Origin of the sequence: Streptomyces sp. C (genome assembly GCF_000158895.1) — a bacterium.
Taxonomy (GTDB): Bacteria; Actinomycetota; Actinomycetes; order Streptomycetales; family Streptomycetaceae; genus Streptomyces; species Streptomyces racemochromogenes.
The window spans coordinates 4,308,359-4,324,176 of record NZ_GG657750.1 but is presented as its reverse complement, the minus strand read 5'-3'; the positions used below and the strand labels follow the sequence as shown (position 1 = coordinate 4,324,176).

Sequence of the window (15,818 nt, the reverse complement as noted above, 5' to 3'; positions counted from 1 at the left end):
ATATATATATATATATATATATATATATATATATAGATATATATATATATATATATATATATATATATATATATATAGGGGTGGGGCTGGGGCTGGGGCTGCCTGAGGTCATAGCGCCATTGTGCCGAGGCTCCAGGGGGGTGAGGAACCGTGGACGGAGGTTGGCCGACGGGCGGCCGTTTTTTGGCGGAATGCCAGCTATGTACCGATTTACTTGACGGGGACTTGACGCAGGGCTGTACACCAGCCCCCTCGTCTGCGGGGCGGGGGCCGGGCGAGCGGAACCCCCTCGGACGGCCTCAGAGCGGGTTGGGGGCTTCCCGTCAGTCCCATCGTCCTTCCGGTTCGGGCCGGTCCCTCAAGGGCGCTCCTTCGTCGCGTCGCTACGCGATCGCCTTCGGCGACCCTTGACCGACCGACCCGAACCGGAAAGCCGAAAGACTGCCGGGAAACCCCCAAAGAAACGGCACGGTCCAGAGGAGCAGGGACGGGCGTCGCAGGGACCAGGCTCGGTGCCGGGCGCCGGCCGGCCGGGCATCCGGGCCCTCAACAGCCGCCGCTCCGGGCCGGTGGCGCGACTACCCGCACGAGAAGGCGAACAGACCGCCCTGCGGAGCCCCCAGACGCGCCAGATCGCTACGCGCTCCTCTCGTCTCAGCGTCCGACGACCGTCTGTGGCTGATACCTGCACCAGAGGGCGAAATGAGCGGCCCAGGAAGCCGAGAGGCGCGCCAGATCGCTACGCGCTGCCCATTGCCTGGCGTCCGACGGATGTCTGGGGCTGGTCAGCGGCGGCTGCGGGTTCTTCTTCCTGGGGTACTTCGCCGGGCAGGGTCAGTAGGCTGGTCGGATGATTCGGACGGTCGTTCTGGACATCGGCGAGACGCTCACCCGGGATGACCGGTACTGGGCGGCTTGGGCCGACTGGCTCGGTGTGTCCCGGCATACGCTTTCCGCGCTGATCGGTGCCGTGGTCGTGGACGGCAGGGACAACGCAGAGGCGATCCGCATGCTGCGGCCGGGCGTTGACATCTCCGCTGAGTACGCCGCGCGGGATGCGGCTGGTTTTGGTGAGCGGCTCGATGAGTCGGACCTCTACGAGGACGTCCGGCCGGCACTGGCCGCGCTTCGTGACGCCGGAGTGCGGGTCGTTGTGGCGGGGAACCAAAGCCGCCTGATGGGAGACTTGCTGCGTGCGCTCGACCTGCCGGCGGATCTCGTCGTCACCTCGGGTGAATGGGGTGTGGCGAAGCCGGCGGAGGGGTTCTTCGAACGGGTGCTGGCGGTGTCGGGCAGTCCGGCGGACGAGACGCTGTACGTCGGCGACCATCCGGCCAATGACATCCATCCGGCACGGGCGGCCGGGCTGCGGACCGCACACCTGCGACGTGGGCCCTGGGGTCACTGGTGGGCTGATGACCCCGAGGTGAGGGCCGCAGCGGACTGGTCCATCGATTCCCTCGTCGAGCTGTCCGACATCGTCAAACAGTAGGTACGCCCTTCCAGTTGGGCGCTACGGTGCGCGCATGGCCGAACACATCGGGCAGCGCATCGCTGCACGGCGCCGGGCCCGACGCATGACGCAGGCCGATCTCGCCCGAGAAGCACACGTCTCCCTTTCGATGGTCAAGGCGTGCGAGCGGGGCGTCCGCACACCCGGCGCGTCGACCCTGGAGGCCATCGCGGCCGCGCTCGCTGTGGACGCGTCGCGACTCGACACCGCGTACACCGGGACGAGTCGCCGGGTCCACGCCGCTCTCCCGGCGATCTCTGCGGCGATCGCCGGATACGAATTCGCCCTTGACCCGCCACAGGGCCCGCTGAGCCGAATCCACAGCGAGGTCGATGCCGCAGTCGAGTGGCGTCTCGCCGCCCAGTACGGGCTGATCGCCTCCCAGGCACCCCGGCTTCTGGAGGAAGCGCTGGCCCATCTGCACAGGGCCGACCGCAGGTGTGAAGCCGCCCGCCTGGTCGTGGCAGCCGCCCGGGCCGCTGACGCAGTTGCCTACAAGTACGGTGCACACGACCTCTCGGCGCGGCTGATCGATGTGATGCGATGGGCAGCGGTCGAGGTCGACGACCCAGTCATGTCCGCCACCGTCGCTTACGTGCAGGCGGAAACCTTTCTCGCCGCCCGTGCTCATCGCGCCGGACAGGCCGTGCTGGAGCGCGCGTTGGATGTGACACCCGTGCCGCGCGATGACTTGTCGGCCGCCACCCTCGGCGCGCTGCACATGCGGACGGCGGTGGTGGCAGCACGCGCAGCCGATCCGGACGCCGCGTACGGTCACTTGAGCGAGGCCCGCAGGCTCGCGGACCGTATTCCTGAGGACATTTACCTGGGTACCGCGTTCGGACCGTCCAGCGTCCGCATCCACGAAGTGGCTCTCGCCGTCAGCCTCGGCCGGGACCACATCGGCCGTGCCCTCGACGTTGCCCGTGATTGGAGTCCGGGCGACGGGATCCCGGCGGAGCGCCGGTCCGGATTCTGGATCGAGGTGGCACGGGCACAGCTGTGGTCGGGAAATCCAGACGAAGCCTTCGAGTCCCTCAGGACGGCCCGCCGACACGCGCCGCAGCATGTGCGCCAGCATCCGTGGGCCCGAGAGGACATCGGAACGATCCGTCGGCTCAAGCGCGCTGACGCCGCTTCCTTGACGGCGTACGCCGAGTGGATCGGCGCGGTCTGAGCAGCCCTCGTAAGGGATACGCGATGTGTCCCTTGTGCCCCTTGAGGTAGCCCACCATCTCTCTGTCCCCACCACAGAGGCAGACGAGAGGGATCATGACCACGGACATCACACTCCACGGCGAAACCTGCCGTGCATCCGGCGAGGCTCGGACGCCCAGCCAGGACCTGCTCGATCGCGCCTGGGTCGGCTGGCAGCGCTTCCTCGACTCCTTCGAGGAGTCGTCCCATGAGTGAGTGCTACGAGTACGTCCCCCACCGCCTACTCCGCCGCCGTGTCCGTGACCTTGCCTCCGGCGTCGAGGGCCTCCTCATGGCCGTGATCAATGAGAACGTCTCCGACACCGGCATAGAGCGCTGGATGGAGCTCGCCTACATCCGCAACGCCTCCGGCCGTGAATTCACCACCGCCGTCGCCAACGTCGAACCCGCCCCGGACCAGCCCCAGACATCCGTCGGACGCCAGGCAATGGGTAGCGCGTAGCGATCTCGCGCGCCTCTCTGCTCCCTGGGCCGCTCATTTCGCCCTCTGGTGCGGGTATCAGCCACAGGCGGTCGTCGGACGCTGAGACGGGAGGAGCGCGTAGCGATCTGTCGCGCCTGCCGGCTCCCTGGGCTGCTCTGTTCGCCTTCCCGTGCGGGTAGCCGCGCCCCTGGTCCGGAATCTCGACTGCTGAGGACCCGGATGCCCGGCGGGCCGGCTCCCGGCCCCTCGCCTCATCGCTGACGGACCCGTCCCTGCTCCTCTGGACCGTGCCGTTTCTTTGGGGGTTTCCCGGCAGTCTTTCGGCTTTCCGGTTCGGGTCGGTCGGTCAAGGGTCGCCGAAGGCGATCGCGAAGCGACGCGACGAAGGAGCGCCCTTGAGGGACCGGCCCGAACCGGAAGGACGATGGGACTGACGGGAAACCCCCAACCCTCCCTGATCCGGTCCGAGGGGACCCCGCCCCCCGGCCCCCGCCCCGCAGACAAGGGGGCGGGTGGGCAACCGCCGCCCCACCCCAGGGGGTCGAGGGGGAGATAGCGGGCCCGCGCCGAAAGCCGCGTACCCGCGCCCCGCCCCCTACCGCCGCCGGGACCGCCACAGGAGGTACGCCGCCGTGGTCGCGCCCGCTGTGCGGGCCAGGGTGGGCCAGAGGGACTGGAAGGCGGGGCCGACCTGGTCGGAGGGGATGGGGGTGCCCCAGTTGCCGGCGGCGCGGCCCCAGAGCCAGAGCATGGCCAGGGTGAAGACCGCGGCGGGCAGGCCGAGCAGGACCCACTTGCGCTCGCGGGGTCCGAGCACGCGCGAGGCGTACGCCACCAGCGCGCCGGCGCCGAGCAGCGGCCAGTACCCGGTGAGGGCACCGGCCAGGAGCAGTACCGCCGCCAGTACGAGGAACGCGTGGGGGCGGGGCCTGGGTTCCCCCTCCGGGGCGGCGGCCCTCTTCTTCTCGCGCCGGTCGCGCAGGAACCGTACGAGGCCCCCCGCCGCTGCGGCCGGTCCGGCGGCGGGGTCCTGGGCGGCCTCCCGCTTCTCCTTCGCCGCCCGTTCCTCCTCCGCCTCCTCCCCGAAGAGGTCCGGGATCTCGATGCCGCCCGCGAAGCCCTCCACCTGAGGCCCCCGCCCCCTCCCGGAGCCGCCCGGGGACAGGCTCCACCAGTCGGGTTCGGCTCCGCCGGAGGGCCCGAGCTCGTCGAGCCCGGCCAGGTGCGGCGGGACGTTCTGCGGGGCGTTCTGCGGGGCGTTCCGCGGGGCGTTCCGCGGGAGCTCCTCCGGGGCCCGCTGGGCCGGAACGGCCGGAACAGTCGGGACGGCCGGGATCACCGCCGGGCCCGTCGCCCCCCGGGCCGCCGCGCCGACCGTGTCGAGGACCTCCTCCGGCGTGCCGATGCGCTCCAGGATCCCGCGTACCGCCGCCGTGGTGTCGGGCTCGTACTTGGCGCGGCGGCGGTCGATCTCGTCCCGCAGCCCCGAAACCAGCCGCATCCGGTCACCGGACGACAGCTGCCGCTGGGCGGCCAAGTCCCCGACGCGGCTCAGATATTCGTAGACCAGATGGTCGCTCTCGATCCCCACGCCCCCGACGGTAGCGCGTGCGTCCGTGGAGCGGCCGACGACGCAGCGGATACCGTTGGCCGGATGGGGACCGGCCGACGGTCCGGCCGGCGTGACCAGGAGGCGACCAACGTGCCCGAGGCAAGTACCGCTGCGGCGAACGCCCCGCGCTCCCTCGCCGAGGCGCTCCGCGCCCGCGACGACGTGGCGCTCGCCGCCCTGCTGCACGCCCGCCCCGATCTGCTGAACCCGGTGCCGGGCGACGTCACCCAGCTGGCCACCCGCGCCGGCACCCGGGCGTCGGTGGTGCGGGCCCTGGACCGGCTGGACCGGTTCGCGCTCCAGACGGCCGAGGCCCTCGCGGTGGCCCCGGACCCCTGCCCGTACCCGGTGCTGGAGGAGCTGCTCACCGGCACCGGCTCGGGCACCGGCGGCACCGGCGGCGACGGCGCCGAGGGCGCCGAGGTCCGCGACGCGCTCCCCCGGGCCCTGGGGACGCTGCGGGACCAGGCCCTGGTGTGGGGGGACGACGAGCGGCTGCGGCTGGTCCGCACCGCCCGGGAACTGCTCGCCCCGTCCGCGCAGCGGCCCTCCCCGACGGGGCTGGGGCCGACGGTCGCCGAGGCGACGGCGGGCATGTCGCCGACCCGGATCCAGGAGATCGTCGCGGCGGCCGGGCTGCCGGCGACGCACGACCCGGTGTCGGCGGTGGCGGCGCTGACCGGGCTGTTCACCGACCCGGACCGGATGTCGGCGCTGCTGGACGAGGCTCCGGCGGAGGCGCACCAGGTGCTGGGGCGGCTCGTGTGGGGGCCGCCGTACGGGGAGGTGACGCCGGAACCGACGCCGCCGGTGCGCTGGCTGCGCGACCGGGGGCTGCTGCTGCCGGCTTCGGCGCGGACGGTCGTACTGCCGAGGGAGGTGGCGCTGCACCTGCGGGGCGGGCTCGCGCACCGGCGTACGGAGCCGCTCGCACCGGTGGTCGGCGTGCACCGGGAGCACCGTCCACAGCTTGTGGACGCGAACGCGGCCGGGCAGGCGCTGGCGGCGCTGGCCACCGTCGAGGAGCTGGTGAAGTCCTGGGAGCACGCGGGTCCGCTGGTGCTGCGGGCGGGCGGGCTGGCGGTGCGGGACCTGAAGCGGACGGCCGCGGCGCTGGACACGACGGAGTCCGAGGCGGCGTTCTGGGTGGAGCTGGCGTACGCGGCGGGGCTGCTGGCCAGTGACGGGGAGGCCGACGAGCGGTACGCGCCGACGCCCGCGTTCGACGACTGGCGGGAGCTGCCGCCCGCGGAGCGGTGGGCGGTGCTGGCGGCGGCGTGGCTGCCGGCGACGCGTACGCCGGGGCTGGTCGGGGAGCAGGACGCGAAGGGTCGGACGCTGTCGGCGCTGGGCCCGGACCTGGACCGTTCGGCGGCGCCGGAGGTGCGGCGGCGGGTCCTGGACCTGGCCGGGGAGCTGCCGGAGGGCGGGGTGCCCGATCCGGAGGCGGTGCTGGAGCGGCTGGCGTGGGAGCGGCCGGCGCGCGGTACGAGCGATCTGCGGGCCCGGCTCGCACGGTGGGCGCTGCACGAGGCCGAGGTTCTGGGGGTGACGGGGCGGGGTGCGCTCAGCGCGTTCGGCCGGGCGCTGCTGGAGCACGGGGATCCGGCGGGGCTGCTGGCGCCGTTGCTGCCGGAGCCGGTGGACCACGTGCTGTTGCAGGCGGACCTGACGGCGGTGGCGCCGGGGCCGCTGCTGCGTCCGCTGGCGGAGATGCTGGCGGTGCTCGCGGAGGTGGAGTCCAAGGGCGGGGCGACGGTGTACCGGTTCACTCCGGGTTCGGTGCGGCGGGCGCTGGACTCGGGGCAGGCGGCGTCGGACCTGCACGCGTTCCTCGCCGAGCACAGCCGTACGCCGGTTCCGCAGCCGCTGGCGTACCTGATCGACGACGTGGCGCGGCGGCACGGGCACCTGAGGGTGGGGGCGGCGTCCTCGTACGTGCGCTGCGACGACGACGCGATGCTGGGCGAGATCCTGGCCGACAGGCGGTCGGCAGGGCTGGGGCTGCGGCGTCTCGCGCCGACGGTGCTGGCGGCGCAGGCGGACCCGGCGGCCCTGCTGGACGGGTTGCGGGCGATGGGGTACGCCCCGGCGGCGGAGTCCCGTACCGGTGACGTGCTGGTGGCGCGGGCCGACGCGCACCGCACCCCGGCGCGTTCGGCGCCGGTGCCGGTGCCGGACGGGCCGCCGGTGCCGGACGCGACGCTGCTGGGCGCGGCGGTACGGGCGATCCGTGCGGGCGACCTGGCGGCGACGGCGGTCCGCAAGGAGCCGGCGGCCGCTTCGTCGTCGGGGGCTCCGGGTGAGCTGCCGCGTACGAGCGCGGCGGAGACGCTGGCCACGGTGCAGGCGGCGGCGCTGACGGGGTCGGCGGTGTGGATCGGGTACGTGAACGCGGACGGGGCGGCGAGCCAGCGGGTCATCGCCCCGGTGCGGGTGGAGGGCGGCTTCGTCACGGGGTACGACCACACGGCGGACGAGGTCCGCACGTACGCCCTGCACCGGATCACGGGGGTGGCGGAACTGGCGGAGGACCAGGTCTGAGCGGCCCGGGGGCCGGCCCGTCCCGTCCGGGCGGGTCGGGACGCATCGGCCGCCGCCGCCCGGCCCCGCCCAGCGGGTCAGGGCGCATCGCCCGGCTCCCCCCAGCGGGTCAGGGCGCGGCCGCCGCCGAAAACCGCTGGTCGCCGGCCACGGCGAACCGGCACCCTGACGGCATGTCCGAAGCAACGCCCGCGACCCCGACCGCGCCCGGATCCACAACCGCCCCCACAACCGCAGCCGCAGCCGCAGCCGCAGCACCCGCAGCCAAAACGGAACCCGGACCCGGCCCAGGACCCGGCCCAGGCCCAGGATCCGGCCCCGCCCCCGAAACCCCCCGGCACCAGATCCGTGCCGCCCACACCGCCACCACCGTCACCGTCTACCAGGCCTACGCCCCGCACCTCGGCGTGCCGGCGGCCCGCGACGGGCGGTTCCCGCCGGCGTGGAAGCGGGAGCGGATGACGTGGATCAAGCCGTCGTTCCTGTGGATGATGTACCGCTGCGGCTGGGCCGCCAAGGCCGACCAGGAGACCGTCCTGGCGGTCGAGATCAGCCGCGAGGGCTTCGACCGGGCCCTCGCCCAGGCCTGCCTGTCGCACTACGTGCCCGGCGTCCACGCGGACCGCGAGGCGTGGAAGGCGTCCCTGGCCGGCTCCCCGGCGCGGGTGCAGTGGGACCCGGAGCGGGACCTCCACCTGAACCCGCTGCCCCACCGGTCCCTGCAGCTGGGCCTGTCGGGGCCGGCGTCACGGGCGTACGCCGACGAGTGGACGGTGTCCATCCGCGACGTCACCCCCCTGGCCCGGGAGATCCACGGCCTGGTCCGCGCGGGCGACCTCGACGCCGCCCGCGCACTGCTCCCGGCCGAGACCCCCTACCCGGCGGGCCCGCTGCCTCACCTGGGCGCGTAGTCGACCAGCCCGGTCTCGAACGGCCACACCTCGCGCAGCCAGGCGCTGACATGGACCCGGTCGGCCTGCTCCTTCGACGGGTAGACGTACAGGCAGCCGATGACGTCCTCGCCGCCTCCTTCGAGCACGCTGTACGTGAACCGTTCCTGGCGATGTTGGCCGCTGTTGGCCGGATCGCCGCGAACCGGGCTGGCCGGTTGTCTCCCCGAACGGTCTTGGGAGACGGGGAGCAGCGCGAGCTGGTCGTTGCGGTCCCGGCAGGTCTTGTTGCCCTGGTGGGGCGTGCCTGTGGTCCTTGGCGGGCTCGTGGTCCCGCACGCCCTCGGGTGGGGGACGGTCTGGCCGGTAGCTCTCCGCTTCACGATCCTCTGGTCGTGTGCGGTCACACCTGGCCGACGCCGTGCCCCGTGTCCGAGGGCGCGCCTGCCGGTCGCCGCTGCGGCCGCGTGGTGGCCGGTGACGGCAACGGTCTTCGACTGCTGCTGGAGCGGGGCCTTCCAGTACTGGCTGCCCCAGCGGGATGTGTAGGCGGGATCGACCGCGACGACGACAAGCCCCGCGTGGTGGGCCATGCCTCGCACGCGTTCCCGTAAGCGAGCGGTGGGAAGTCCGGCGACCGTGCGGCGAAAGGCCTTGCCGCGTCTGCCGCGGCCCATGGTTTCCCGGCCGGTGGCGCGGGCGTCGTCGAAGCCGAGGTTCTCGACCGCCAGACCGGCGCAGCCGTTCGTCTGGGCGAGGTGGATGAGTTCGCTGATCGCCTGCCGCAGTCGTCCGTCGCGCTGTGATGTGGGTCCGGTCAGGTCGGCGAGGACGGTGAAGGGCCGGCCCACCGGGTTGCCGTGCGCGTCGATGACGCATGCGGCGAGGTGGCCTGCGTTGAGGTCCACGGCCAGCAGCCGCACACCGGTGGCGGCCAGCTCCACCGGGGTGGGCAGGACCGTTTCCGGGGTGGACCAGGACGCGTCGAGATGCCAGCGGCCACGTACCTGGTCGAGAGTGATGTCGTAGCGCACGGCCCGGTGGGCGGTGACCCGGTCCAGCCACTCGCCCCGGCGGTGGTTGAAGGTGACGGTGCAGGCGAGGCGATAGCGGCCACGGGGCGCGTTCGCCAGGTGCCGCAAGGGTTCGGGAAGAACGATCGAGACCGCGCCGCCGACCGGGTCCACACTGATCGTGTAATTCCCGAACGGGGCCCCCGACTCCCCATCGGCGGTCAGGAACAGACGGGCCGCCTCCCACCGCTCCCGCCACCCGGATTCACTGAGACCGGCCTCCGTAAGGTGCTGCCGCACCTTCGCCAGACGATGGCCACCCACAACGACCGACGGACGCCCGGCCTCAATGCGGGCTTCCACATCGGCCAGGCGCGCGGTGAGCACCTGCAACCGGTACTGCTTCTGTGCGCGTTCGGCCGGGCTCAGGTAGCCCCGGACACCGCCCGCACGCTGCCCGCACGGCACCGCCAGACGCTGACGAATCTTGGTGGTGGCCCGGCGCAGGGAGGCCCGCTCGTCGAACAGGCACCGCAGGGAGAGCTGGTACTGGTTCTCACTGGTGCGGGTGATCGCCCCCGCCCAGCGTGATGACGACAGCTTCGTCAGCGCCCGCTTGCGCTCCGCCCGCCGATTCTCCTTCACCTGCACCCTGCCGATCCGCACCCGCTCAGCCAGATCGGAACGGGCACGCCCCCCGAGATGCTCGCCGACGACCCGCAAGACCCGGGCATCCTCGGCGGACACGCGCAGACGGTCCCTGATCCGCGCCCCCGCAGGAGCGGACACGGTGAACGGCGCAGCCAGCGCCCGCAGCACACGCTTCGGCTCCCGCTTTCCCCCACCGCGCGCCATCGGCCACCCCCTCCCCATCCCCTACAACAGTACGGACGTTCCTCACTCAGACTGATGTCTCAACGAAGCCACCGCGCCCGCAACGCCTCCCGTTCACCCATACGAGGAAGCCAACGGCCAGCCACGGCCAACAACCCAGTCGACTGTCGGCCACCCGCGCCGCTCGGCGAAGTCCCGCTTTCCCCGACCCGGGCCCGGTTCGGCCCCCCGCCCGCAGCCGGATGCGGCACACTGGAGGTTTGACCGGATGCAAACGAGGTGCCGTGCGTGAATGGTCCACTGATCGTCCAAAGCGACAAAACCCTCCTCCTCGAAGTCGACCACGAGCTCGCCGGGGCGGCACGGCGGGCCATCGCCCCCTTCGCCGAGCTGGAGCGGGCGCCCGAACACATCCACACCTACCGGATCACCCCGCTCGGGCTGTGGAACGCCCGGGCCGCCGGGCACGACGCCGAGCAGGTCGTCGACGCGCTCGTCGAGTACTCCCGCTATCCCGTGCCGCACGCGCTGCTGGTCGACGTCGCCGAGACCATGGCCCGCTACGGGCGTCTGACCCTGTCCAAGCACCCCGTGCACGGGCTGGTGCTGACGAGCACCGACCGGCCGGTGCTGGAGGAGATCCTGCGGTCGAAGCGGATCATCCCGCTGGTCGGCGCGCGGATCGACGCGGACTCCGTGGCCGTGCACCCGTCGGAGCGCGGGCAGATCAAGCAGACGCTGCTGAAGCTGGGCTGGCCGGCCGAGGACCTCGCCGGGTACGTGGACGGCGAGGCGCACCCGATCGAGCTGGAGGAGAACGGCTGGGCGCTGCGCCCCTACCAGGCGCAGGCCGTCGAGGGCTTCTGGCACGGCGGTTCGGGCGTGGTCGTGCTGCCGTGCGGCGCGGGCAAGACGCTGGTCGGGGCCGGTGCGATGGCCAAGGCGAAGGCGACGACGCTGATCCTGGTCACCAACACCGTCTCGGCGCGGCAGTGGAAGCACGAGCTGGTCAGGCGGACCTCGCTGACGGAGGAGGAGATCGGCGAGTACTCGGGTACGCGCAAGGAGATCCGGCCGGTCACGATCGCCACGTACCAGGTGCTGACGACCAAGCGGAAGGGCGTCTACCCGCACCTGGAGCTGTTCGACTCCCGGGACTGGGGGCTGATCCTGTACGACGAGGTGCACCTGCTGCCGGCGCCGGTGTTCAAGTTCACCGCCGACCTGCAGGCGCGGCGGCGGCTCGGTCTGACGGCCACTCTGGTCCGTGAGGACGGGCGGGAGTCGGACGTGTTCTCCCTCATCGGGCCGAAGCGGTTCGACGCTCCGTGGAAGGAGATCGAGGCGCAGGGCTACATCGCGCCGGCCGACTGCGTGGAGGTCCGCGTCAACCTGACCGAGTCGGAGCGGCTCGCGTACGCGACCGCCGAGACCGAGGAGAAGTACCGCTTCTGCGCGACGACGGCGACGAAGCGGAAGGTGACGGAGGCTCTGGTGCGCAAGCACCGGGGCGAGCAGACCCTGGTCATCGGCCAGTACATCGACCAGCTCGACGAGCTCGGCGAGCACCTGGACGCGCCCGTCATCAAGGGCGAGACCTCGAACGCGCAGCGGGAGAAGCTCTTCAACGCGTTCCGCGAGGGCGAGATCAACGTGCTGGTCGTCTCGAAGGTCGCGAACTTCTCGATCGACCTGCCGGAGGCGACCGTCGCCATCCAGGTGTCGGGCACCTTCGGCTCCCGGCAGGAGGAGGCGCAGCGCCTCGGCCGTGTGCTGCGCCCGAAGGCGGACGGTCACGAGGCGCGGTTCTACTCGGTGGTGGCGCGCGACACGATCGACCAGGACTTCGCCGCGCACCGCCAGCGCTTCCTGGCGGAGCAGGGCTACGCCTACCGGATCATGGACGCGGACGAGCTCCTGGCGTCCGACTGACCGGCGCTTCGGCGGGCGGCCGCGGGGCCGGGACCCGGCGGGCCGCCGCCGACGGGTGCTCGCCGCGGGGGTCCCGGTGGCCCTGGTGGTCGTGGTGGCCGGAGTGACCCGTGCGGCGGTGGTGGGCCGCGCCCGTCAGGGCGGTGAGGAGCGGTACGGCCCACACCCACAGGTGCGGCCACTCCCGCAGCAGGGCCCGGCCGGTCACCGGGACGTGGTGGGCCCAGAAGTCGGCGGAGGCCTCCGGGAGCACCAGCAGGCCGAGCAGGGCCGTGCCGGCGAGCCCGGCCAGGGCGGTCAGGGCGGCCCGGACGCGCCGGGTCAGCAGCATGTACGGGATGAGGAGCGCCGGGGTCAGGGTGATCCCGGCGGCCACGCCCAGCGCGAAGCCCTTGCCGAGGGCGGCGCGCGGCCGGCCGAGGTCCCAGACGGCGAGGCAGGCGAGCGCCAGGTTGATCTGGCCGGGCAGCGGGCTCTGGAACAGCGGCTCCAGCCACAGCCCGGCGATGGTGGCGGCCAGGACCGGACCCCGCCGGGCCCGTACTCCGGCGAGCCGGCAGGAGAGCACGATCAGCAGGGCGAGCAGGCCGGCGTTCCCGAGGACGAGGACGGCCTTGAGCACCCCCGCCGGCAGCCAGGCGGCGGGCGTGAAGAGGATCGCGGCGAACGGCGGATAGGCGCTGGGCGGGTGCCACTCGGCGGCGGAGAAGCCGCTGAGGACGGCGTCGGCCGTCGGGACGCGAAGGGCGATGCAGAGGACGCCCAGAGCGAGCAGCGAGCCTGTGACCAGCACAGCTGCGAGTGTCGGAGGTGGGGAAGCGGAAGCGGGGCTGCGGGTCACGCGCGTGACCCTAGTGGATCGGCGCACGGCTACCGCCGGGTTCAGGCCAAGGCCTGCACGCCCCGTGCGGGCAGGGTCTTCGCGGGAGGCGTCAGCGGCGTATGACGCCCGCGTCCTCGGCGTACTCACCGAGGACGACCACGCTCATGGCGGCAGCGGCGAAGACCTTCGCGGCGCGCAGGACATCGCCGACGCGGTGGCGCGGACGGTGGTCGGAGGTGGCGGTGGCCCCGCTCGGGAGGCCGCCCTGGACCGGTGCAAAGGTTGCGGTGCTCATGTCTCCATGGTGCGTTTTTCCCCCTCCGCGCACATCGCCCTCCGGACGGAACCCGCAGCCCTCCCGTGTCCTCCTCGCGACCCATGGCATCCCCTAGTGGCTCTGCCGAAGGTCTGACACTCCCCGGGATGACACCCGTACGGGGGTACTGCCCCCTCGGGACTTCCGGCCCCCCAAATCCATTCGCGCCGCCGCGCCCCGCTGACTACAATCTCCGCTCTTGCCGCCTCCCGCCGTCCCATCGGGGAGAGCCGCCTTCCGGCCGGAAACCGGGGGCTTTCCGTACCGCACGCACCGCACGCACCGCATGTACCGCTGGAGGCCTCCCCGTGTCCGCGCACGCCCCCGACACCACGTCCGACGCCGCGTCCGACGCCGCCCCCGACTCCGCCGACCTCCTCGGCCGTGAGCGGGCCCACCTGGCCGCCTCGCGCTCCGCGCTGCGCGCCATGCGCGAGGACGTCGAGGCCCTCGACATCCGCGACGTCACCGCGAACTGGGTCAACGCCATCGTCCTCCAGGCGCAGATCGACGACCGCATCAAGGCCCTCGCCGACCTCGCCCACACCCCGCTCTTCTTCGGCCGCCTCGACTACCTGCACGCCCCGGGCGCGGACCTGGCGGAGGGCGCCGAGGGCGAGCAGTTCTACATCGGCCGCCGCCACGTCCACGACGCCGACGGCGACCCGATGGTGATCGACTGGCGCGCGCCGGTCTCCCAGCCCTTCTACCGCGCCTCGAAGGCCGACCCCCAGGACGTCGGGCTGCGCCGCCGCTTCGGCTACACCGGCGGCGAGCTGACCGCGTACGAGGACGAGCACCTCTCCGACCCGGGCGAGTCGGCCGCCGTCAGCAAGCTGCTCCAGCAGGAGATCGAGCGGCCCCGCGTCGGCCCGATGCGCGACATCGTCGCCACGATCCAGCCCGAGCAGGACGAGATCGTCCGCTCCGGCCTGTCCGGCTCGGTCTGCGTGCAGGGAGGCCCCGGCACCGGGAAGACCGCCGTCGGCCTGCACCGGGTCGCGTACCTGCTGTACGCGCACCGCGAGCGCCTCGCCCGCACCGGGACGCTGGTCATCGGGCCGAACCGTTCCTTCCTGCACTACATCGAGCAGGTCCTGCCGGCGCTGGGCGAGCTGGAGGTCAAGCAGGCCACCGTCGACGACCTCGTCGCCCGCGAGGGCCTGGAGGTGCGCGGCACCGACGCCGCCGCCACGGCCGTGGTCAAGGGCGACGCCCGGATGGCGGAGGTGCTGCGCCGCGCGGTCCGCTCGCACGTCACCCCGCCTGCCGAACCGCTGATGGTGGTGCGCGGCTCGCGCCGGTGGCGGGTGCCGGCGTACGAGCTGGAGGAGATCGTCACCGAGCTCCAGGAGCGCGACATCCGCTACGGCGCGGCCCGCGACGCGCTGCCGCAGCGGATCGCGCACGCGGTCCTCGTACGCATGGAGCAGGCGGGTGAGGCACCGGACGACCGGGTGCAGGACGCGGTGGCCCGCAACGCGGCGGTGAAGGCCGCCGTCAAGGCGGTGTGGCCGGCGGTCGAGCCGGCGAAGCTGGTGCTGCGGCTGCTGTCGGACGCGGAGTTCCTGGCGGAGCACGCGGACGGGGTCCTCACGGAGGACGAGCAGAAGCTGCTGCTGTGGCCGAAGCCGTTCCGGAGCGTGCGGTCGGCGAAGTGGTCGGCGGCGGACCTGGTGCTGATCGACGAGGCGTCGGACCTGGTGGAGCGGACGCACTCGCTCGGCCACGTCGTCCTCGACGAGGCGCAGGACCTGTCGCCGATGCAGTACCGGGCGGTCGGGCGCCGCTGCACGACGGGCTCGGCGACGGTCCTCGGCGACCTCGCGCAGGGCACCACGCCGTGGGCCACGCGCAGCTGGGACGAGGCGCTGGCGCACCTGGGGAAGCCGGAGGCGGTGCTGGAGGAGCTGACGGCGGGCTTCCGCGTGCCGCGCGAGGTGATCGCGTACGCGTCGCGGCTGCTGCCGGCGATCTCGCCGGGGCTGGCGGCGGTGTCGTCGGTGCGTGAGGCGCCGGGTTCGCTGACGGTGACGCCGTGCGCCCCGGACCAGCTGACGGCGAACGTGATCGCCGCCTGCCGCGCTTCGCTCGCGCACGAGGGGTCGATCGGGCTGATCGCGGCGGACGCGCGGGTGCCGGTGCTGGCGGAGGCCTTGGCGGAGGCGGGCCTGGCGTACCTCGCGCCGGGCGAGGAGACGACGGCGGAGTCCCGCCTCACCCTGGTCCCGGCCTCGCTGGCCAAGGGTCTGGAGTACGACTACGTGGTCCTGGACGAGCCGGCGGCGATCGTCGACGGCGAGCCGGACGAACGGACCGGGTTGCGGCGGCTGTACGTCTGCCTCACCCGAGCCGTGTCCGGCCTCACGGCCCTGCACGCCACCCCGCTCCCGCCGGAGCTGCACCCTTCTTGACCCGCCGCTCCCGTTCCCGACGCGCCGCTCGCGCGGCCCGGCGCGCGGTGCGCCTCCCCGGCTCCGCGCCGCCGCGCCGGACGCCGTCCGGTTGGCCGGGGGCGGGGCCGGTGCCCGTCGCCGGGGCCGGTGGCCGGGGCGGGTGGGCCTGGGGCGGGGCCGGTGCCCGTCGCCGGGGCCGGGGCCGGTGGGCCGGGTGCGGGTGGGTGGGCCGCTGCGCGGGGCAGGGTCCCCTACCCGCCCTTCCACCGTTCCCAGGGGCTCCGCCCCTGACCCCGCGCCTCA

The 15,818-nt window shown here is 73.0% G+C and carries 12 protein-coding genes; 8 read left to right on the top strand and 4 right to left on the bottom strand.

Annotation, left to right across the window (positions count from 1 at the left end):
* Nucleotides 1-850 precede the first annotated feature (850 nt).
* From SSNG_RS19425 to SSNG_RS19415, 4 genes are all read left to right on the top strand, one after another.
* Nucleotides 851-1,492 (top strand): HAD family hydrolase, encoded by a 642-nt coding sequence (locus tag SSNG_RS19425; RefSeq protein ID WP_007265581.1) that lies wholly within the window; start codon nt 851-853, stop codon nt 1,490-1,492.
* 34 nt (nt 1,493-1,526) lie between these two features.
* Nucleotides 1,527-2,690, top strand: coding sequence for a helix-turn-helix transcriptional regulator (locus SSNG_RS19420; protein ID WP_007265580.1), 1,164 nt, complete (start codon nt 1,527-1,529; stop codon nt 2,688-2,690).
* 95 nt (nt 2,691-2,785) lie between these two features.
* On the top strand, nt 2,786-2,926 hold the full coding sequence (locus SSNG_RS42200; RefSeq protein ID WP_165365009.1) for a hypothetical protein: 141 nt from the start codon (nt 2,786-2,788) through the stop codon (nt 2,924-2,926).
* Nucleotides 2,919-3,173, top strand: coding sequence for a hypothetical protein (locus SSNG_RS19415; protein ID WP_007265579.1), 255 nt, complete (start codon nt 2,919-2,921; stop codon nt 3,171-3,173). The genes SSNG_RS42200 and SSNG_RS19415 overlap by 8 nt, the downstream gene beginning before the upstream one ends.
* 577 nt (nt 3,174-3,750) lie before the next feature.
* Here the strand turns inward: SSNG_RS19415 and SSNG_RS19410 are convergent.
* The gene (locus tag SSNG_RS19410) at nt 3,751-4,746 is read right to left on the bottom strand and encodes a hypothetical protein (RefSeq protein ID WP_007265577.1); all 996 of its coding nucleotides are present in this window, start codon (nt 4,744-4,746) and stop codon (nt 3,751-3,753) included.
* 63 nt (nt 4,747-4,809) lie between these two features.
* Here SSNG_RS19410 and SSNG_RS19405 point away from each other — a divergent pair, with 63 nt between their 5' ends.
* Entirely contained in the window at nt 4,810-7,311 is a 2,502-nt protein-coding gene (locus SSNG_RS19405; RefSeq protein WP_128637035.1) for a helicase C-terminal domain-containing protein, read from the top strand.
* A gap of 173 nt (nt 7,312-7,484) precedes the next feature.
* A complete protein-coding gene (locus SSNG_RS19400) occupies nt 7,485-8,222 on the top strand; it encodes a DUF4291 domain-containing protein (protein WP_007265576.1) in 738 nt (245 codons plus the stop codon).
* Here the strand turns inward: SSNG_RS19400 and SSNG_RS19395 are convergent.
* Complete coding sequence (locus SSNG_RS19395) at nt 8,207-10,033, bottom strand: hypothetical protein (protein ID WP_007265575.1); 1,827 nt, start codon at nt 10,031-10,033, stop codon at nt 8,207-8,209. The genes SSNG_RS19400 and SSNG_RS19395 overlap by 16 nt on opposite strands.
* A gap of 303 nt (nt 10,034-10,336) precedes the next feature.
* On the opposite strand from SSNG_RS19395, the gene SSNG_RS19390 reads away from it, so the two are divergent.
* Nucleotides 10,337-11,980 carry a DNA repair helicase XPB gene (locus SSNG_RS19390; protein ID WP_007265574.1) on the top strand — a complete coding sequence of 548 codons (1,644 nt, stop codon included), beginning with the start codon at nt 10,337-10,339 and terminating at the stop codon, nt 11,978-11,980.
* Here SSNG_RS19390 and SSNG_RS19385 read toward each other — a convergent pair.
* Together SSNG_RS19385 and SSNG_RS19380 are read right to left on the bottom strand one after the other, a co-directional pair.
* Nucleotides 11,946-12,773 (bottom strand): glycosyltransferase family 87 protein, encoded by an 828-nt coding sequence (locus SSNG_RS19385; protein WP_128637033.1) that lies wholly within the window; start codon nt 12,771-12,773, stop codon nt 11,946-11,948. The genes SSNG_RS19390 and SSNG_RS19385 overlap by 35 nt on opposite strands.
* Before the next feature lie 139 nt (nt 12,774-12,912).
* Complete coding sequence (locus SSNG_RS19380) at nt 12,913-13,098, bottom strand: hypothetical protein (RefSeq protein WP_042801398.1); 186 nt, start codon at nt 13,096-13,098, stop codon at nt 12,913-12,915.
* 449 nt (nt 13,099-13,547) lie between these two features.
* On the opposite strand from SSNG_RS19380, the gene SSNG_RS19375 reads away from it, so the two are divergent.
* Entirely contained in the window at nt 13,548-15,533 is a 1,986-nt protein-coding gene (locus SSNG_RS19375; protein ID WP_241695246.1) for an AAA family ATPase, read from the top strand.
* Nucleotides 15,534-15,818 lie beyond the last annotated feature (285 nt).